The 20,449-nt window shown below is 47.6% G+C and carries 12 protein-coding genes and 1 pseudogene; 9 read left to right on the top strand and 4 right to left on the bottom strand.

What is annotated here, in order from left to right; genetic code table 11:
• Positions 1-8 precede the first annotated feature (8 nt).
• Both DXD65_RS14755 and DXD65_RS21290 read left to right on the top strand, forming a co-directional pair.
• Positions 9-1,625, top strand: coding sequence for a RagB/SusD family nutrient uptake outer membrane protein (locus tag DXD65_RS14755; RefSeq protein WP_117887761.1), 1,617 nt, complete (start codon positions 9-11; stop codon positions 1,623-1,625).
• A gap of 124 nt (positions 1,626-1,749) precedes the next feature.
• A pseudogene (locus DXD65_RS21290) lies at positions 1,750-2,859 on the top strand (glycoside hydrolase family 105 protein); the annotation flags it as partial.
• Positions 2,860-4,383: 1,524 nt separating this feature from the next.
• On the opposite strand, the gene DXD65_RS14745 reads toward DXD65_RS21290, so the two are convergent.
• A complete protein-coding gene (locus tag DXD65_RS14745) occupies positions 4,384-7,641 on the bottom strand; it encodes a S41 family peptidase (RefSeq protein WP_117887760.1) in 3,258 nt (1,085 codons plus the stop codon).
• Between the two features lie 94 nt (positions 7,642-7,735).
• On the bottom strand, positions 7,736-8,677 hold the full coding sequence (gene mdh, locus DXD65_RS14740; protein WP_005829779.1) for a malate dehydrogenase: 942 nt from the start codon (positions 8,675-8,677) through the stop codon (positions 7,736-7,738).
• A gap of 230 nt (positions 8,678-8,907) precedes the next feature.
• On the opposite strand from mdh, the gene DXD65_RS14735 reads away from it, so the two are divergent.
• From DXD65_RS14735 to DXD65_RS14715, 5 genes are all read left to right on the top strand, one after another.
• Complete coding sequence (locus DXD65_RS14735) at positions 8,908-9,786, top strand: hypothetical protein (RefSeq protein WP_005829777.1); 879 nt, start codon at positions 8,908-8,910, stop codon at positions 9,784-9,786.
• Positions 9,787-9,907: 121 nt separating this feature from the next.
• Complete coding sequence (locus DXD65_RS14730; protein ID WP_008664221.1) at positions 9,908-11,374, top strand: TolC family protein; 1,467 nt, start codon at positions 9,908-9,910, stop codon at positions 11,372-11,374.
• Between the two features lie 45 nt (positions 11,375-11,419).
• Positions 11,420-12,409 (top strand): HlyD family secretion protein, encoded by a 990-nt coding sequence (locus DXD65_RS14725; protein WP_117887759.1) that lies wholly within the window; start codon positions 11,420-11,422, stop codon positions 12,407-12,409.
• 27 nt (positions 12,410-12,436) lie between these two features.
• Positions 12,437-13,615, top strand: coding sequence for an ABC transporter permease (locus DXD65_RS14720; protein ID WP_009037852.1), 1,179 nt, complete (start codon positions 12,437-12,439; stop codon positions 13,613-13,615).
• A complete protein-coding gene (locus DXD65_RS14715) occupies positions 13,615-14,853 on the top strand; it encodes an ABC transporter permease (protein WP_005829766.1) in 1,239 nt (412 codons plus the stop codon). Before DXD65_RS14720 ends, DXD65_RS14715 begins: the two co-directional genes overlap by 1 nt.
• A 220-nt stretch (positions 14,854-15,073) precedes the next feature.
• Here DXD65_RS14715 and DXD65_RS14710 read toward each other — a convergent pair whose 3' ends face one another.
• Positions 15,074-16,141 (bottom strand): SGNH/GDSL hydrolase family protein, encoded by a 1,068-nt coding sequence (locus DXD65_RS14710; RefSeq protein WP_016273130.1) that lies wholly within the window; start codon positions 16,139-16,141, stop codon positions 15,074-15,076.
• 146 nt (positions 16,142-16,287) lie between these two features.
• Here DXD65_RS14710 and DXD65_RS14705 point away from each other — a divergent pair, with 146 nt between their 5' ends.
• On the top strand, positions 16,288-18,189 hold the full coding sequence (locus DXD65_RS14705) for a TlpA family protein disulfide reductase (RefSeq protein WP_117887758.1): 1,902 nt from the start codon (positions 16,288-16,290) through the stop codon (positions 18,187-18,189).
• 69 nt (positions 18,190-18,258) lie between these two features.
• On the opposite strand, the gene DXD65_RS14700 is transcribed toward DXD65_RS14705, so the two are convergent.
• Entirely contained in the window at positions 18,259-19,797 is a 1,539-nt protein-coding gene (locus DXD65_RS14700; protein ID WP_117887757.1) for a Gfo/Idh/MocA family protein, read from the bottom strand.
• A 289-nt stretch (positions 19,798-20,086) separates the two neighbouring features.
• On the opposite strand from DXD65_RS14700, the gene DXD65_RS14695 reads away from it, so the two are divergent.
• Positions 20,087-20,449 (top strand): BlaI/MecI/CopY family transcriptional regulator, encoded by a 363-nt coding sequence (locus tag DXD65_RS14695; protein WP_005829755.1) that lies wholly within the window; start codon positions 20,087-20,089, stop codon positions 20,447-20,449.

Raw genomic sequence — 20,449 nt, 5'->3', positions numbered from 1 at the left:
TATATACAATGAAAAATTATATATCAAAAGCAACTCTAGCTCTGTTAGTAGCTCTGTCTGCTACCGGTTGCTCTGACTTTCTGGATGAGAAACTGAAAAGTGAACTAGCTCCGGACAACACATATACAAGTTCCTATGGTTTCGAAGTAGGTTCTACCGGACTTTATGCCGAAGCACGCTCTGAATACAACACTTGGGGTGAAAACGGTGCCTTCATGCACAATGCCGCTTGCCCTTACGAAGCATTGCAGATTGCCACTGACCTTGCTACCATGGGTACCAAAGACGGTTCTATCCAACCGTTCGGTTTCTTGACATTAACTCCAAATACCGGTATTGTAGGCTCCTACTGGAACTGGGCTTATAGTCTGATTGCAGGAGCCAATGAGATGTTGAAATACTCGGAAATAAACACGAACTGGGATAATAGCACAGACAAGGCGCTCTATCAGGCAGAATCACGTTTTTTCCGCGCCTATGCATACCGTACATTGGTTTATCTGTATGGAGACGTTCCTTATGTAGACAAGATTCAAGATCAGTTCAGAATCGATTTTACCCGTACACCGAAGGAAGAGGTTATTGCCCACATGGTAGAAGACCTTCAGTTTGCTGTCGAGAACCTGCCTACCGACCCTGATGCCGTAAAAGTTGGCAAGCTGACCAAATGGGCGGCAGAACACTTGTTAAGTGAGGTTTACTTAATGCAAGGTGATTATGCAAAGGCTGAAACAGCTGCAGAAAATGTCATCAACAGCGGATATTTCCACTTGATGGAAGACCGCTTCGGTGAAAAGGCAAAAGCAAACGGCGATGTGTTCTCCGACCTATTCGTTGAAAACAACCAAAATCGCACATCCGGCAATATGGAAAGCATTTGGGTCATGCAGTTTGAATATAACACTACTGGTGGCGGTACAAATTCCGATGATTGGACACGCCGCGCCTGGGAACCCAAATACTTCGAGATTACCGGTTTTGTTTTGGCAGACTCACTGGGTGGCCGTGGCTTGTCCCAGTTGGTACCAATGAAATGGTGGATTGGCGAAGATACCGGTTTCTTTGATGAAAATGATATCCGTAATTCCGAATACAACATTAAACGTAACTGGTATTACAACAACGAGAACATGCCCGACCTTTATGGTAAAAAGGCTACGATTACAGACGAAACATGGTTTACTACCTTCCGTCTTTATCCGGCTCTGACAAAATTCTTCTATGGCCGTTCCGAGAACCTTTCTTTGACCGGTTCCTACCGTGACCGTATGAAGTTCCGTTTGTCCGAAACTTATCTCTTACTCTGCGAGGCAAGGTTGGGTTTGAAGGATATTTCAGGTGCCCGCGAAGCAATCAATGTAGTACGCCGTCGCGCACATGCTCCTGAGATTACAGACAGTGAAATGACCATGGACTTCTTGCTGGACGAACGTATCCGCGAGTTGGTAGGTGAAGAATCACGCCGCTTTACCTTATGCCGTACCGGCAAATTATTGGAGCGTACCCGCAAATACAATACAGAATCGGGGCCCGTTATGCGTGATTACCACACATTATGGCCGATTCCTCAGAGCATAATCGATTCAAATACGGGTGCAGAATTCCCGCAAAACGAAGGATATTAACAGCACAAAGACAAAATAAAACACGAATAAAGGTAAAAAGATAGTTTTCAAGATTCTCATAAAGGGAATTGTCCGCGTCCATTGAGAACAAAGGCAATTCCCTTAATTTTATCAATAAACAATCATGAAGATACACAGACAATTAACAGCAGCAGCCTTTCTGTTTATCAGTATGGCAATCATGGCACAAGTGCCATTCAGCAAAAAGGAAGTAAAAGAGAAAATGAAGCAAGTGGCAGACTGGCAAATTTCCAATCCTAACACTGCCCACGAACACCACGACCTGGATTGGACCAATGGAGCACTTTATGTAGGTATGGTAGATTGGGCTAAACTGGCAGAAGAGGAGTACAATGACAGCACCTACTATCAATGGCTCTATAAAATAGGAAGACGAAACTGCTGGCAACCCCATCAGCGGTTGTACCATGCAGACGATATAACCGTTTCCCAATCATTCATTGACTTATACCGTAAATATAAAAAAGAGGAAATACTGGCTCCTACCCTGGCACGTACGGAATGGATTGTCAACCATCCATCCAACGGTACATTCAAACTGGAGTATGGTGACAACAAAACCCTAGAACGCTGGACCTGGTGTGATGCCTTGTTTATGGCCCCCCCGGTTTATGCCAAGCTATACCGTGAAACCAACAACCGGAAATACCTCCAATTCATGGACAATGAATACCGGGCTACCTACGAATACCTATTCGATAAGGAAGAGAACCTTTTCTACCGCGATTGGCATTATTTCGGTAAAAAAGAAGCCAATGGCAAAAAGGTGTTTTGGGGACGTGGAAATGCCTGGGTACTGGCCGGTCTGGCAGAAGTATTGCAGGAGTTGCCCAAAGGCTTGATGGAACGCGCTTATTACGAAGAACTGTTTATCCGGTTATGCACACGTATCGCCGGATTGCAGAACGAAGACGGTTATTGGCATGCCAGCCTTCTGGATCCGGCTTCTTATCCTTCTCCCGAAACCAGTTCCACCGGTTTCTTTGTATATGCGTTGGCCTATGGCGTAAATGCGGGACTCTTGAATGAAGACGATTTCATGCCAGTCATTATAAAAGGCTGGAAGGCACTGACCGATGCTGTAGATGCAAGCGGTAAACTTGGCTGGGTACAGCCTATCGGTGCCGACCCCCGTAAAGTGACGCGTGACATGACAGAAGTTTACGGTGTCGGTGCGTTTCTTGCAGCAGGATGCCAGATATACAAGATGGCTGTAGATACGGAAGCTGATTATATAAAAATCTGGCCAGACAGAAAAACCATGCAGGGAAACCCTTTAAGTGGTTGGGTTGTTTATGCAAATGAGAATGTCAGCGATGACTTCTGGAAGAAATACGACCATATCTATGTACCGGAAAAAGGAACAACCGTGAAAATCTCCGATTATGCACGCACACTCTATATCCGTACGCATTGGAGTACCTTCAATCCCGCCGAAGGAGTCTACGGCTGGGATACCAACGAAAAGTTGAAAAAAGTAATTCAAGGGGCACTCGACAGAGGTATGCGTCTCTCTTTCCGTGTAGTTGTCGACAGCCGCGACCGAAAAAATGAAGCCACTCCGGCCTATGTATTCGATGCAGGAGCCAAATACTATACAGACAATGGAAAACGCTCTCCCTATCCTGATGACCCTATCTTCCAGGAGAAATATGCAAAGTTCATAGAAGCATTTGCCCAAAAATACAATGACCCTGACCTGGTGGAATTTATAGACGGCTACGGTCTTGGCAAATGGGGTGAGGCACACACTATGAAGTACATTGACCCCAAGAACCGGGAAGCTGTGTTCAATTGGATTACAGACCTCTACGTCAAACACTTCACCAAAGTACCTTTAGTTATCAACTACCATCGTTGGATGGGTGCAGGCAAAGACTGGGCAGGTGAGGAGAATTTTGATCCCGATAGTAAACGCTTGTTGGACAGCGCTTGCGAGAAAGGCTTTTCCTTACGTCATGATGCTTTCGGAATGAGAGAGTATTACGGCCAGTGGGAGCGAAACTATGTGAAACCTTGGATTATGAAACGCCCGGTTCTACTGGAAGGTGGATGGATTGTGAGCAAGCACCCTTATCACAATGACCCGAGCGGTTACAAAACAGCCAAAGATGTGCGTATCGGAGAATTTGAAGACGGTCAGGAAGCTCATGTCAACATGATGGATTTCCGTGTAGGAGACGAAACCATGAGTTGGTTCCGTGATGCCTATCCTTTGGTTGAGCGTTTCATCTCCGAAGGAGGTTATCGTTTATATCCCGATTCCATTGTAGTTCCCAAAGAAATGAAGAGTGGTTCAAGAATAAAGATAGTACATCGCTGGAACAACTTAGGCTGGGGATATTGCCCAACCAATATACCACAATGGAACCAAAAGTATAAAGTAGCTTTCGCATTATTGAACCAAGACAATCAAGTAGTCTACTCTTATCTGGACAACAATACTGATTTATCCGTCTGGATAAAAGGCTATCCCACTTCCTATGAGTTCACTCCCAAACTTCACGGGGTAAAAAAAGGAACCTATACCTGGGCAGTAGCTTTAGTCGATACAACCAAAGGCAATGGAAGCAATGTTAAGGGGCTGGATATCTCTGCCAAGGGAACCTTCACTAATTCTGGTTGGTTAAAACTGTCAGAAGTAACTGTAAAATAAATAAGACACCCCATCGACTTTATAAACAAGAGGCTGAATTCAATCTTGAATTCAGCCTCTTGTTTATAAAGTCCAATCCATCTATTTCTTTTGCGGCAACCCCTTCAGCAAGTGGTCCACCGCCGCTTTCAGCTGTGCATCTTCTCCCTTCAAAACAGCTTCCGGTTCATTATAGACCAGGATATCAGGCTGCAACGTGCGGTTCTCCAGATAGTTGCCCTGCATATCCATGCAACCTACCTGCGGAATACCGAATACAATACTTGGATCGATCTGGCTTTCCCACCAGACAGCAGTCATGGTTCCTGCCACGGGAGCACCTATCAGCTTACCGATACCCAACGTCTTGTACACAAAAGGAGTACCGTGGGCATTGCTGTAATTATCCTCGCAAACCAGCATACACGAAGGTTTCAGCCATCTGTCAAAAGGATCGCTGCCGATGTACTGGCCACGCGGCACAAAGCGTTCATACTCCTTGCCGCTAAGTAACGTCGCTACTTGTTCGTGCAGCCACCCGCCTCCGTTATGGCGGGTATCCACCACAACAGCCTCTTTCTTACGACTGCTTTCGCTCAACAAATCGGAGTAAATCTTACGGAAGCTCGGACTATCCATACCTTTGATGTGAATATAAGCAATGCGTCCGCCAGAATATTCATCCACCTTCTTGCGGCAGTTTTCCACCCAGCGCTTATACAACAGCTCATTCTGGGCACCGTAAGATATGGGCTTCAAGGTTTCTTCAAACCGCTTTCCGGTAACAGGATCATAGACCGAGAGAATCACCTTGCGGCCTGCCTTACCTTCGAGTAACGGGAAATAATCAGTGCCAGCCTTAATGGCAACACCATCCACTTTCTCGATAATACAGCCAGGCTTGACATCCGTCTTTTTCTTCGTCAATGGACTCTGAGCTATAATTTCTTTAATCTTCAGTCCATCGCCCGCATAAGCTTCATCATAGAACACTCCCAAAGCAGCCGTAGGAAGTGCTGCGCCCGAAGCATAATAACGCGCTCCCGTATGAGAACCGTTCAATTCACCCAGCATCTCACTCAGCATTTCCGCAAAATCGTAGTTATTGTTGATATACGGCAAGAAGCGCTTATAAGTTTCTTTGTATCCATTCCAGTCCGTACCTTGCAAGTCTGCCACATAGAACTTATCATTTACCTGCTGCCAGATGTGGTCGAAGATATATTCACGCTCACCATAAGGGCGGTAATCGAAGAAAGCCTCAAATTCAATTGGAGAAATCTTGCTGCCTTCAATCTCTATCTTCTTCATTCCGTCGCGGGCACAAAGGAAGATATTCTTCCCTTCCTTGTCAGGCTGCAAAGCGCCTGCACCTACTTTCTTCAAAAGAACTTTTGTAACATTCTCTTTCAGATTGTGTTCCCAAAGATCGTACCCATCCTCGAAAACAGAAAGATAATAGAGTTTATCCCCTTTAGCAGAAAGCATGGCATCTGCCATATGCGAGGAGTTGACGGTCAGGCGTACAATACGGTCAAAGCGGTTTGCGAGGTCGAACTTTAACGGCTCTACCTTTTTCTCCTTATCTTTGTCGGCATCCCCTTTTTTCTTCTTGGCATCCTTTTCGTCTTTCTTCCCGGCTTTTTCCTTCTCTGCCTTCTCCGCTTCCTCGAGTAAAGCGGTTTCTTCCTTGTTCATCAAAAAACGGTCGTATGCTTCAGCATCAAAGAACATGATATAAGTATCGTCTTCGGCTCCCCAACTGCCGTGGCTGCGATACCCCGCACGGTCACTGGTCCAAATCATGGCTTTTCCACCCAATACCCATTTGGCATTGCCATCGTTGTATCCGCTCTCGGTCAGGTTCACCATTTCACCCTTGCCATCGGCATTCAGCAGCACAACATCTTTGTTGTTCCATCCACCTACACCGATATAGTCCGAAAGAATCCATTTGCTGTCCGGACTCCACTGAAACCACTGGTCACCGTCCGAATAAGAGTATTGATACTTGCCATCCATAACGGTACGCACATCCTTTGTCTTCAAATTGATGACACGGATGGTGCTGCGGTTTTCGAGAAAGGCAATCTCTTTACCGTCAGGGCTGTATTGGGGTTGGAAAGAAGCGGCATCCGAGTTTATCAAGCGTTCTTCCTTCAGCTCTGTGGCATAGGTAAACAGCTTTTCATCCTTACGCACAATCGTCGAAGTGTAAAGTTGCCAAAGCCCGCCACGTTCGGAAGCATAAACCAGTGTCCGCCCATCGGGGGCAAAGTCTACGGTACGTTCCTGACAAGGAGTATTCGTTATCTGCTTCGTAGTCTTATATTCCACTGAAGTGACGTAGACATCGCCGCGCAAAACGAAAGCCACTTCCTTACCATCCGGAGACACTGCCATTTCCGTGGCACCGCTACTCTTAATCTGGCGGATAATGTCCTTGTCGTTTCTGTCGGAAACAATGCTGATGTTCACCTTTTGCGCTTCTCCACCGGGAAGCAGGGTGTAAATCTCACCATCAAATCCATAGCACAACCTTCCGTCCGTAGCGGCACTGAGATAGCGTACTGGATTTTTGGTATAGTGCGTCAACTGCACGGCCTTCGCATCTCCGGGAGTACGTCGGTAGATATTGAAAGAGCCGTTTTCCTCACTCAGATAGTAGAATGTTTTTCCATCAGGAGCCCAAACCGGTTCACGGTCTTCTCCTCCGAAAGTGGTCAGCTGGCGGTACTGCGGTTCTTTTCCCGGAGTATACATCCAGATGTCACGGGCAATGGGCGATACGTGATGTTTACGCCAGTAGTCCTCGTAACCTTTCTTATCTTGATACAACATCGCTCCCTCCTTATTGATGGAGATGCACTCCATAGGCATGGACGAAATCATCGTCGGGCGCCCTCCCTCCACTGATACTCGATAGACCTGGTTGAACTGCCCGTTAGAGGGAAAGACAACAGCCTCGGCAGACGGCATGATGCCCGCAGAGAACAAGACATGTCCGGCATCTGTAAAAGCAAGCGGCGTTTCGCTTCCCGAGTGGGTAGTCAGCCGTCGTGGTTCGCCTCCGTCTTTGGCCACAATGTAGACGTCCAGGCTTCCCATACGATCCGAAGCAAAAGCAATCCGCTTACTGTCCGGACTCCATACCGGAGCCGTATCATATGCGGGATTGGTAGTTATCTGCATGGCACGTCCACCGGCAACCGGCACCGTATAGATGTCTCCTTTATACGTAAAAGCAATGGTGGTCCCATCGGGAGAGATGACACTATGACGCATCCACAGCGGAGCATCCTGCGCAAAAGTAAAACCAGCCAGGCAAGCGGCAGCAATACCTAATAGTAGTTTTTTCATAATGATTCTTGTTTTTGGAGAATAAAAAAACCTCACGACTTTTCCTTTCGGAAAAAGACCGTGAGGTTTGCTTATCATTTTAAGTTACCCTCAATTAGAGAGCACCTACTTCCTTCAAAGCGGCATTTGTCTTGTGAACGGCAGCAGCGCTGGCAGCAAATTTAGCTTTTTCGTCAGCAGTCAGTTCCAGTTCAACGATTTTCTCGATACCGTTCTTGCCAAGGATTACGGGAACACCGATACAGATGTCTGATTCACCGTATTCTCCTTCCAGATATACTGAACAAGGAATCATCTTCTTCTGGTTGTGGATGATAGACTCAACGACATAAGCGCCTGCCGCACCCGGAGCATACCATGCAGAAGTACCCAGCAACTTAGTCAGTGTAGCACCACCTACCATAGTAGAAGCTACCACTTCGTTCAGTTTTTCTTCGCTCAGCAGTGTGCTTACCGGCTGTCCTTTGTAAGTAGCCAGACGAGCCAACGGAATCATGGTAGTATCACCGTGACCACCGATAACCATGCCTTCCACTTCGTTGGCGTTGCAGCCCAAAGCCTGAGACAAGAAATATTTGAAACGAGAGCTGTCCAAAGCACCACCCATACCGATGATACGGTTCTTCGGCAAGCCCAGAGACTTCAATGACAGATAAGTCATGGTATCCATCGGGTTGGAGATAACCACAAGGATAGCATTCGGAGAATATTTCAAGATGTTCTGTGCAACCGACTTAACGATACCTGCATTAACACCGATCAATTCTTCACGAGTCATACCCGGCTTACGGGGAATACCGGAAGTAATCACTACAACGTCGGAGTTGGCAGTCTTCTCATAATCGTTGGTACAACCTACAACAGTGGTGTCGAAGCCCAGCAGTTGAGCAGTCTGCATCATATCCATTGCCTTACCTTCTGAAACGCCTTCTTTCACGTCCAGCATTACCACTTCGTCAGCCACTTCATTAAAGGCTAACACATTAGCGCATGTAGCACCTACGTTACCTGCACCTACTACGGTTACTTTTGACATAATTTCTAAAGTTTTTTGTTTATAAGTGTTCTTTAAAGATGACGCAAAAGTACAGCGAACTTCGTAATTAGAGAAATATTTCCGTAATAATTTTAGTTAAATACACATTTAGCCAATGATTAGTGGACGATGATTAATGATTAATGATTAATTTTGCGGACGATTAATGAATGTAGGACGAATAATCAGCCACCAACCATTAATCACTTAACCATTAATCATTATCAAAAATGGCAGTTAAGAAGAATACACTTCTCATCGTGGCAGGCAGCCTCCTTATCTTATTATTAATAGGAGTTACCATTCTGCTGATTTCCGAAAAGCAAACCAACAAGGAACTGGTGATGGAATTCAATCTGGATAAAGAAGACCTTGAAAATCAATACACAGACTTCGCCAGACAATATGACGAGCTGAAGTTGACAGTCTCCAACGACTCCCTCTCCGTACTCTTGGAGCAGGAACAATTGAAGACCCAACGTTTATTGGAAGAACTCCGTACCGTGAAGAGCAGCAATGCCACCGAGATACGCCGTCTGAAGAAGGAACTGGCTTCTCTCCGCAAAGTCATGATAGGCTATATCAACCAGATTGACTCGCTGAACCGCCTGACTGCCCAACAGAAGGAAATCATAGCAGATGTCACCAAGAAGTACAACGCCGCTTCCCGGCAAATCAGCAACTTGTCCGAAGAGAAGAAGAACCTGACCAAGACCGTGACACTTGCCGCCCAACTGGACGCCACCAACATCTCTGTGCAGCCCACAAACAAACGCGGCAAGACCGCCAAGAAGGTGAAAGACATCGTGAAGTTCAAAATAAACTTCTCCATCGTGAAAAACATCACTGCAGAGACCGGCGAACGTACCCTCTACATCCGCATCACCAAACCGGACAATGACGTGCTGACCAAAAGTTCCTCGAACACCTTCCCATACGAGAACCGGGAACTGGTATATTCCATCAAGAAGTATATAGAATACAACGGAGAAGAGCAAGCCGTCACCGTATATTGGGATGTAGAAGAATACCTCTATGCAGGCACCTACCGCGTAGACATTTTTGCTGACGGTACCCTTATCGGTTCGCAATCATTCAGCTTGAATTAATACAAAAAAATCTAAATTATTTTGCAATATCATTGAAAGCCTATACATTTGCATCGTTGTTTATGCAATTATTGTTGCTGTATAAACAACAGATTCATCACCTTAATTAATGTATAGCCCAATGAAAAAGTTCTTCTGTTTCATCTGTTTGGCATACCTATCCTTCCCCATGAAGGCCCAGGAAGCATTAAGCTTGGATAGTTGCCGTGCATTGGCAATCTCCAACAACAAAGAACTGCTGATAAGCCAGGAAAAAATCAACGCTGCCCACTATCAAAGGAAAGCGGCATTTACTAATTACCTTCCCAACATTTCGGCCAGCGGCGGATATATGCGCAGTCAAAAAGAGTTGTCCATCCTCAGCGACGCTCAGAAAGGAGCCTTGTCCGGATTGGGTACAAGTCTCAGCGGACCGTTACAGCAGGCTGCCCAAGTCATCGCACAGCTTCATCCAGAACTGGCAGGCCAATTGCCGGCTTTAGGACAAAGCCTGGTAGGTGCCCTCGACGGTGCAGGCCAATCCTTGGTTGACGCCTTTCGTACAGACACCCGCAACATGTATGCGGGCGCACTGACCTTGACCCAACCCCTATATATGGGCGGCAAGATACGTGCCTACAACAAAATTACCAAATACGCCGAAGAGCTGGCCCGCCAGCAGCACAACACCGGTATGCAGGAAGTAATCCTGAGTACAGACCAGGCATATTGGCAGGTAGTGTCCCTTGCCCATAAAAAGAAGCTGGCAGAAGGTTATCTGAAACTACTGCAGAAGCTCGACAGCGACGTTGACAAAATGATTGCCGAAGGCGTTGCCACCAAAGCAGACGGACTCTCCATCAAAGTAAAAGTGAATGAGGCCGAAATGACCCTGACCAAAGTAACCGATGGCCTGAGCCTTGCCCGGATGCTGCTGTGCCAATTGTGTGGTCTCGACCTTTCCACTCCCGTCATGCTCACAGACGAACAGAAGGAAGACCTGGCTCCCACTACTCCGGAAAACGGTGCCATCGACATCAACAATGTTTATGCTACCCGTCCCGAAGTGCGTAGCCTGGAACTTGCCACGCAGATTTATAAGCAGAAAGTAAATGTCACCCGTTCGGAATATCTTCCTTCCATAGCACTAATGGGCAGCTATATGGCAACCAACCCTTCCGTCTTCAACAGTTTCGAGAAAAAGTTCAAGGGGATGTGGAATGTGGGTGTCATGGTGTCGGTACCCATCTGGCACTGGGGCGAAGGCATCTATAAAGTAAAAGCAGCCAAATCGGAAGCACGCATCGCCCAATACCAGTTGGATGACGCCAAAGAAAAGATAGAGCTGCAGGTCAACCAGTCGGCTTTCCAAGTGAACGAAGCTGCCAAGAAACTGACCATGGCCGAAAAGAACCTGGAAAAAGCCAACGAGAACCTGAGATACGCCACACTTGGCTTTGAGGAAGGCGTTATACCTGCCAGCAATGTGCTCGAAGCGCACACCGCATGGCTTTCTGCCCAATCGGAAAAGATAGACGCACAGATTGACGTAAAACTGACGGAAATCTATCTGAGAAAGGCAACGGGGGAATTGACAATTGATAATTGATAGTTTCTTCAATCGTAAATAGTAAACAGTCAAATAGTAAATAATATGTTGGATACAAAATCACAAAACAGTAACATGTTGTTGGCATTCCTCACGCTGACGGGAGTGATTGCCATCGTTGCCCTTGTAGGTTTCTTCATGTTGCGTAAAGGGCCGGAAATTGTGCAAGGACAAGCAGAAGTAACGGAGTATCGAGTATCGAGCAAAGTGCCGGGACGTATTCTGGAATTTCGTGTAAAAGAGGGACAAAGCGTACAAGCCGGAGACACCCTTGCCATTTTGGAGGCTCCGGACGTGCAGGCCAAACTGGAACAAGCACGCGCCGCCGAATCGGCAGCCCAAGCCCAGAACGAAAAAGCTCTGAAAGGCGCCCGTCGGGAACAGATACAAGCTGCCTATGAAATGTGGCAAAAGGCACTGGCCGGACTGGAAATTACCGAAAAATCCTACACGCGTGTGAAGAACCTGCACGACCAAGGCGTGATGTCTACACAAAAGCTTGACGAAGTTACCGCCCAACGCAATGCAGCCCGGGCTACGGAGAAAGCCGCCAAAGCCCAGTATGATATGGCCAAGAACGGTGCGGAACGCGAGGACAAAGCCGCTGCCGCTGCCTTGGTGGAACGTGCCAAAGGAGCTGTGGCCGAAGTTGAATCGTACATCAAGGAAACTTACCTGATTGCACAGACTGCCGGTGAGGTATCCGAGATATTCCCCAAAGTAGGCGAGCTCGTGGGCACGGGTGCTCCCATTATGAACATCGCCATTCTGGACGATATGTGGATAACCTTCAATGTACGCGAGGACTTGCTGCAAGGGTTGGGTATGAATACCGAATTCGAGGCGTTCATCCCTGCACTCGATAAGAATATCCGCCTGAAAGTGTACTATATGAAAGACCTCGGCACATATGCCGCCTGGAAAGCGACCAAGACTACCGGCCAGTTCGACCTGAAAACATTCGAAGTAAAAGCCGCTCCGCAAGAGAAGGTGGAAGGACTGCGTCCGGGAATGAGTGTTGTATTGAAGAAGTAAAGGAGTTATGAGTTATTGGAGAGGATGATGGAAAGAAATAAGAAACATACGGCTTTGTGGAATGTAGCAAGACGCGAATGCCGCCGTCTTGTTTCCCGCCCGCTCTATCTGTTCTGTATGGTGATAGCACCGTTGTTCTGCTACATATTCTTCACCACGCTGATGGACTCCGGGCTTCCTACGGACATGCCCGTAGGTGTGGTGGACCAAGACATGAGTGCCACTTCACGCCAGCTGATACGTAACTTGGACGCTTTTGAGCAGACAGCCGTCGTCGCCCGCTACCCTACCATCAACGAAGCCCGTACCGCCATGCAGCGCGGAGAGATTTACGGTTTCTTCTACATTCCCGAAGGTACCTCTGCCAAAGCGCAGGCCGGACGGCAGCCCAAACTCTCTTTCTATACAAACAATACCCTGCTCATCGCAGGTTCACTCCTCTTCAAGGACATGAAGATGATGAGCGAATTGGCATCCGGTGCCGCAGCACGTAGCACCCTATATGCCAAAGGAGCTACCGAGGAACAAGCGATGGCCTTCCTCCAACCCATCGTCATAGATACGCATCCACTCAATAACCCGTGGCTGAACTACTCCGTATATCTGTGCAACACCTTTGCACCGGGCGTATTGATGCTGCTTATCTTCATGGTAACCGTCTATTCCATCGGAGTCGAGATAAAAGACCGCACCGCCCGCGAATGGCTGCGCATGGGCAACAACTCCATCTGGATTTCCCTTGCCGGCAAACTGCTGCCGCATACCGCCATCTTCTTCCTGATGGGAATATTATATAATGTATACCTCTACGGTTTCCTCCATTTTCCCTGCAACAGCGGCATCCTGCCGATGCTGCTTGCCACTCTTTGCCTGGTGCTGGCATCGCAAGGCATGGGAATATTGATGATAGGAACCCTGCCTACCCTGCGTCTGGGACTCAGTTTCGCTTCCCTATGGGGCGTACTCTCTTTCTCCATGTGCGGATTGTCATTCCCCGCCATGGGCATGCACCCCGTATTGCAGGCATTGGCAAATCTGTTCCCCCTGCGCCACTATTTCCTGATTTATGTGGACCAGGCACTGAATGGATACCCCATGATTTACTCGTGGGTCAACTACGTAGCGCTGCTTATTTTCATGATGCTCCCGTTCCTTATAGCCCATAGGCTGAAAGGAGCGTTGGTTTACTATAAATACATGCCCTAATGAAAGACCTGACGTTCAGACAGAAAGTGATACAAGGCATTCATGACTTGTTCTATATATGGAAACGGGAATTCGGCACCACCTTCCGCGACCAGGGCGTGCTCATCTTCTTCGTGCTCGTTCCGTTGGTCTATCCGTTGATATACGCTTTCATCTATACCAACGAAACTATCCACGAAGTGCCCACTGTCGTGGTGGATGACTCACGCTCCTCGTTGAGCCGCGAATACCTGCGGAAAGTGGACTCCAGTCCCGAAGTGAGCCTCGTGAGCTACTGCGCTGATATGGAAGAAGCCAAACTGATGTTGAAGGACCGCAGGGCATACGGTATTATCTACATCCCCTCCACCTTCAGCGACGACATTGTACGCGGTAAGCAAACGCAGGTCAGCATCTTCTGCGACATGAGCGGACTGCTGTATTACAAAGCCTTGCTGACTGCCAACACCAACGTGTCGCTTGCCATGAACGCAGACATCAAAGTGGAGCGAAGCGCCAATACCACCGACCGCCAGGACGAGATTACCGCCTACCCGATAGAGTATGAGGATGTCGCCCTCTATAATCCGACCAACGGATTTGCCGCTTTCCTGATTCCGGCAGTATTGGTATTGATTATCCAGCAAACGCTGCTACTCGGCATCGGCTTGTCTGCCGGGACGGCACGCGAACAGAACCGCTTCCGCGACCTGGTGCCTATCAACCGCCACTACAATGGCACACTACGCATTGTGATGGGAAAAGGGCTGAGCTACTTCATGGTATATTCACTGGTATCGGTATATATACTATGTGTGGTTCCATGGCTTTTCAGCCTCAACCAAATAGCGATACCCGGTGTCCTGACTCTGTTCACCCTGCCCTACCTGGCCGCTTGTATTTTCTTTGCCATGACAGCATCCATTGCCATCCGCAACCGCGAAACGTGCATGCTGCTGTTCGTGTTCACCTCCGTGCCGCTGCTGTTCCTCTCCGGCATTTCATGGCCGGGAGCTGCTATGCCCGCTTTCTGGAAGTACTTCTCGTACATCTTCCCTTCTACCTTCGGCATCAACGGCTACGTACGCATCAACAGCATGGGAGCCACACTCAATGAAGTCTCTTTCGAGTACCAGGCACTATGGATACAAACGGGCTTCTACTTCATCACCACGTGCCTGGTATATCGCTGGCAGATATTGCAGAGCAGGAAACATGTGATTGAAGAGTATAAGAAGCATAAGAGTATAGAAGCGTAACACATTGTTCCAAGCCTACGAAACAAAGTGTTCAAACGCATGTGAACACTTTGTTTCAGCGTATCAGAACAATTTGTTCCAATATATAAAAACAGTTTGTTCGCCATATTGAAACAGTCTGTTCCCTTATAGGGAACAGACCGTTTTGTTAAAGGAAACAAATAGTTGCCCTACAGCATCGGCAAGGCAGCAAACAGACAAACGGGGCTGTAATACCTAATTACGGTCGCATGTGTTTCTCCAATATCGGGTAAAGTATCTCAGCATACCTCATAAAGCCCAAATCGGTAAAATGAATGCCGTCTACTGTAGCCTCCCCGTCGTGGCCGATGATGTCACGGGAAGCAAGGAAATAGATGTTTTTCTCTCCACGTTGCTTCAAAGAACGGAAAAAGGCATTCAATGTCTCATTCTTGTCCTTTACCTCCTTGGCAATCCTGGTGTCAAAAGGAGAGTGGGTAAAGAGAGGGTCTTCCACGAAAAGGACAGGCGTATCGGGATGCTTGCTGCGGATAGTGGTATAGAATTTATCGGCACGCTCTCTCATTTGCTCCACGGTAGCATTGGGCACAAAGTCGAGGACAAACATAGAAGCGTCCACACCGGCTATGACATCGGCAATCTCCAGGTCGAGCAAGGCATTGCCGCTAAATCCCAGATTGATGCACTCACGATTGAGCCAACGTTCCAGAATATTGGTATGCACCATGCCGGGACGGGAAGCGCAGCCTCCCTGCAAGATGCTGGTACCATAGAATACCACCGGCTTCTCACGTTTCGGCAAGTCTACTGCCGGCGGGGTAATGGCGGATAAAGAATCCACGCCGATGGAAAGCGAGGTAACCCCATCATATAAAGAAAGGTACAAAAGGTATTCGCGCTCCTCGGGCAACATATTGCTTACGATAGTCGCCTTATTGATTTTGCCCTGCGGACGTCCGCTACCGGCAAATATCCACTTGCCGTCTTGCAAGCAGTAGAGGTCGAGGCCTTTAATGCCGGTCGGTGTCATGTGGTTCATACTCATATTGTTCCTTACTTCCCATTTGGCAGAAATGCTTGTAGAGTTGGAACGGAAGCGCACGGCGAGTCCGGCACTGTTGCGGCCTAAGTCCCACAACGGCTTGCGGGAGATGTTCTGCAGAGAGTCCGGCAGACGCTCATAGCGGGTAAGGGTAGATTCTGTTGCTTTGCCCAGAAGGGGGAAGGCGGAAGCATCATGATAGATAGTCTGGGCATTGGCAACAGCGGCCAACAACAAGCCCATCAAAAGAATTCTGGTTCTCATATGACAAGATATTAAGTGTTAAGTATCAGATGGCAAAGATACAAGGTTTCTTTGAAAAACGAAGAAATGGAAGTATTTTACATCAATTAACTCCCACATGCTTGTTTCTTTACGAAACATTCGTATTTTCGCAGAAAACAATTCATATGAGACACATCCATTTCCTCTTAGCAGGCTTCCTGCTGTGCATCTGCTGTACCCTGCAAGCCAAAAACCGTGTGATTGACCAACCACCGTTTATCGTAAGAAACACGACTTCCATCGAAGTGAGTAAAGTAGTCATCAGTGACACGGCAACCGTGCTCCACATCTATGCCAAGTATCGTCCCAAGTACTGGATACAGATTGCACCCGACAGCTACCTGACAGACAATAACGGAGAAACCTACCAACTGCGTTCCGGTATAGGCATCATACCAGGTAAAGAATTTTGGATGCCCGAATCGGGCGAAGCGGAATTCCAGTTGGTCTTTCCTCCCCTATCCGACAATGCTACCTCCTTCGACTTCACCGAAGGCGAAAAGGTGGAAAACGGATTCAGCATCTGGGGAATACAACTGAAAAGCAAGAAACTGCCGGAACTGGCACTTCCCCAGAACGCCGTAGTACACAAAGCCGACCCTAATGCCGAACTTCCCGAACCGGTCATCCAATACGGAAAAGCCATGCTGAAAGGAAAACTCCTGGATTCACGCCCCAATATGGGAATGCCAATCAGTATTGCCGTGTGGGAGAATGTCAAAGGAGACATCACGGACATACCACTCGACATCCAGCCTGACGGCAGTTTCACCAAAGAAGTAACATTGCCCGGCACTACCCCATGTACCATATATTTGGGTAGAGAGCATATGCTCCAGTTCTTCATGGAACCCGGCAAGACAACAGAAATATACGTCAATCTACGCGAAGCTTCCCGGCGCAAGTCTAAATTCCACAGCGAAGGGAAACCCTATGGAGAAATGGTATATATCAACGGACCGCTGGAAACCGTGGCACAAGAGTTGAACGGAAACCACCCCGGCATCGACATGCAAGACAAGCTCTATCAAAACATAGCTGCACTGGCTGGCAAGGATATTGATGCAGCCAAAGCATACGTACTCCAAATATCCGGCGAAACACAAAAAGCAATAGACAAGTTGCCTTATAGTGCTTCTACCCGACAACTTTTGACTATCAATAACAAACTGATTACAAATGCCATGCTGTCTTCCGTTGCCAGCATCTTGACATCGGCTGCCCTACACGCCAATCTCATCAAACGGGAGGAAGCAAACAACTACTATCAGGAACTTGCCCGGAAAGTACCCGCCAACTACGTGTCCGACGAAGATATGAGTATATTGAATGTGCCGCAGGCAGTCTTGTCCAACCAGTATGTACAAATGGCTTCAAGGAATGTCGAACGGAGTGGAGAATTGGCCAAAGCCTGGGGAACCGACAAAGGTATCTTCTTCGATATAGCCCGTAATGTCACCCTCTACCGGGGTATCAAGAACTTCACCCCGCTCACCGACGAGCAAAAGGCCACCGTTGCCGCCATGCCCGCCGCATACCGTGAAATGCTGACTGCCGCCAATGACGAACTGCTGGCACAACTCGAAGCCAACAAGAAAAAGACGGGCTACACCATCAACCAAGTGGACGCCAACGTCAGCAACGAAGATTTGTTCACTTCCATCATCAGCAAATTCAAAGGAAAAGTATTGTTAGTAGATTTCTGGGCCACTTGGTGCGGTCCATGCCGTATGGCAAACAAGACGATGGCCCCCATTAAGGAGGAACTGAAAGACAAGGATATCCTATATCTGTACATCACCGGCGAAACCTCTCCCTTGAAGACCTGGGAGAATATGATTCCCGACATCCACGGCGAACATTTCCGTCTGACAGATGCCCAATGGAAATACCTATCGGACGTATTCAAGATAGAAGGGGTACCGACTTATCTGGTTGTAGACCGCAAAGGAAACACCACGTTCAGACAAACCGGCTTTCCGGGAGTGGAGAAGATGAAGGAAGAGTTGCTGAAAGTGACTAAATGACAAACTGATAAAACAAAAAAACAGCAGGCTTATCACCTGCTGTTTTTTTGTTTTATCAGTATACCGCTATTACTTTTCAGCCCATTCTTTGGCTCCCTGCTCTCTCAGTTTAGCAGTAAATGCCTTTGCCTTCTCCATAGCAGCCGCTTCCTCTTCCGGAGTTGCATATGCATGTTTGTAGCCCTTCACCACATTCCATTCACCACGGGTGAAATCGGGGAATGCCACAGCCGCACAACCGTTGTCCATAGAAAGTTCTCCCAATTCTGCAAGGCAGCACCACTCAGCAAGGTCGTATACATCCATATCCAAAGGAAGACCGTTTTGCAGGCAATATACCAGACGGCTGTCCATCACGAAGTCCATGCCACCATGACCTCCTACTTCCTTCGCCATCTCACCGTACTTCTTCAAAATGGGATGCTGGTATTTCTCCACGAGCGCCTCCATCTCCGTCTCCGGCAGGAAACCGTGTGAATTCAAATCATCCACTTTGGGCTGAACGCCCGATGCACTCAGCTGGTCAGCGTCAAGCGCATACCCTTCTACCGGATATTTGTTGGCGAATCCCTTGGTACCCGTAAGCTGATACAAACGGTTATAAGGCTGTGGTGTCATTACATTGTGCTGAATCTCAATCACCTTCCCATTGGCTGTACGAATCATGGTCGTGGTATGGTCACCGTTACGGAATTCCTTGCACTCCTCGCCGGTTCTTTTTTCTACCAGCTCCTTGCCCACTACAGACTTGGTATCCATGGCTACCAACGTTTCCATACGGTCACCACGGTGAATATCCAGTGCTTGCGCCACCGGGCCAAGGCCATGGGTGGCATACACGTCACCACGATGCTTCATGTTGTAGTCCAAACGCCAGCCCAGCTTGTCATTTTCTCCATTCTTCCAATAATGGTCCCAAAACGGACTCAAGTTATGTATATAAGCACCCTGCGCACGGATAACTTCACCGAACACGCCATGCTGCACCATGTTCAGCGTATTCATCTCGAACCAGTCATAACAGCAGTTCTCCAAGATGAAGCAATGCTTGCGGGTAGACTCACTCAGGTTAATCAAATCCCAGCATTCCTGCAGGTTCATGGCCGAAGGTACTTCTATCGCTACATTCTTTCCGTTCTCCAGCGCACACTTGGCAACGGGGAAGTGATGCAGCCAGTCCGCAGCAATATAAACCAAGTCTATGTCATCACGTTTGCAGAGTTCCTCGTATCCCTTATCACCGGAATAGACGGCGGCTTTGGGCATGGATGCCTTCTTCAAGAGCTCCTGACATTTATCTGCACGGGCCTCTTCATAATCACAAAGAGCCACTACCTGCGTACCCGGAATATAAGTGAAACGTTCCACTGCTCCGGGACCACGCATACCCAAACCAACAAAACCCACACGGACTGCCTCCAACTTCGGAGTAGTCAGTCCCAATACACTCTTCTGTCCTGCCGGACGCTCGGGAGTTTTGACAACAATGGTACCATTCTGCCATTCCCATTGAGTTCCCTTCTCTGTGGTTTGCACAGTAGAAGTCTGGCTTGTGCATGCACCCAATACGAAGCACATTCCCAGCAACAACGATTTAACTGTTCCCATATTTCTGCTTTATTTAAGGTAAAAGAATTCATTGCAACAAAGACAGCGCAAACCGAATGCAGAATAAAATGAACCCGTTCATTTTTTATGCTGAGGTGCCGCCAGTCTTCGCTTCTTCTGCAAAGATAGACAATCTTAGCCAAAAGAAGATTATCAACAGCCATGTTCTTTTCAATCTGGCAAAAGAATATACACACAGCAGGAACATTTAGATTAATTAACTCACTGTTTGATGTTTGTTTACGAAATATTCGTAGATTTGCATTGAATTCATTTAAATACTTTATCCATGGAAAAGTTAACGATACAAGAAGAAGAAGCAATGTTGTACATTTGGGAACTGGGCAGTTGCTTCGTAAAAGACATTGTTGCCAAATATCCCAAACCGGCGCCTCCCTACACAACTGTAGCATCTATTGTGAAAAACCTGGAGCGCAAGCAGTATATCCGTGCCGCACGTGTAGGCAACACTTACCAGTATACCCCGCTTATACGCGAAAGCGAATACAAACGTACCTTTATGAGCGGTTTTGTGCGCAACTACTTTGAAAATTCTTATAAGGAAATGGTTTCGTTCTTCGCCAAAGACCAGAAGATTTCGGCCAATGACCTGAAAGACATTATAGACATGATAGAGAAAGGAAAGGAGTAA

The sequence above is a fragment of the Bacteroides sp. 4_1_36 genome (genome assembly GCF_003466325.1).
Lineage (GTDB): Bacteria > Bacteroidota > Bacteroidia > Bacteroidales > Bacteroidaceae > Bacteroides > Bacteroides uniformis.
Note: the sequence above shows the minus strand (reverse complement) of the source record. Positions and strands in the feature narration are given on the sequence as shown.

Coding starts and splice junctions, on each gene's coding strand:
- DXD65_RS14755 (WP_117887761.1), top strand. CDS start 9: ATGAAAAATTATATATCAAAAGCAACTCTAGCTCTGTTAGTAGCTCTG.
- DXD65_RS14745 (WP_117887760.1), bottom strand. CDS start 7,641: ATGAAAAAACTACTATTAGGTATTGCTGCCGCTTGCCTGGCTGGTTTT.
- mdh (WP_005829779.1), bottom strand. CDS start 8,677: ATGTCAAAAGTAACCGTAGTAGGTGCAGGTAACGTAGGTGCTACATGC.
- DXD65_RS14735 (WP_005829777.1), top strand. CDS start 8,908: ATGGCAGTTAAGAAGAATACACTTCTCATCGTGGCAGGCAGCCTCCTT.
- DXD65_RS14730 (WP_008664221.1), top strand. CDS start 9,908: ATGAAAAAGTTCTTCTGTTTCATCTGTTTGGCATACCTATCCTTCCCC.
- DXD65_RS14725 (WP_117887759.1), top strand. CDS start 11,420: ATGTTGGATACAAAATCACAAAACAGTAACATGTTGTTGGCATTCCTC.
- DXD65_RS14720 (WP_009037852.1), top strand. CDS start 12,437: ATGGAAAGAAATAAGAAACATACGGCTTTGTGGAATGTAGCAAGACGC.
- DXD65_RS14715 (WP_005829766.1), top strand. CDS start 13,615: ATGAAAGACCTGACGTTCAGACAGAAAGTGATACAAGGCATTCATGAC.
- DXD65_RS14710 (WP_016273130.1), bottom strand. CDS start 16,141: ATGAGAACCAGAATTCTTTTGATGGGCTTGTTGTTGGCCGCTGTTGCC.
- DXD65_RS14705 (WP_117887758.1), top strand. CDS start 16,288: ATGAGACACATCCATTTCCTCTTAGCAGGCTTCCTGCTGTGCATCTGC.
- DXD65_RS14700 (WP_117887757.1), bottom strand. CDS start 19,797: ATGGGAACAGTTAAATCGTTGTTGCTGGGAATGTGCTTCGTATTGGGT.
- DXD65_RS14695 (WP_005829755.1), top strand. CDS start 20,087: ATGGAAAAGTTAACGATACAAGAAGAAGAAGCAATGTTGTACATTTGG.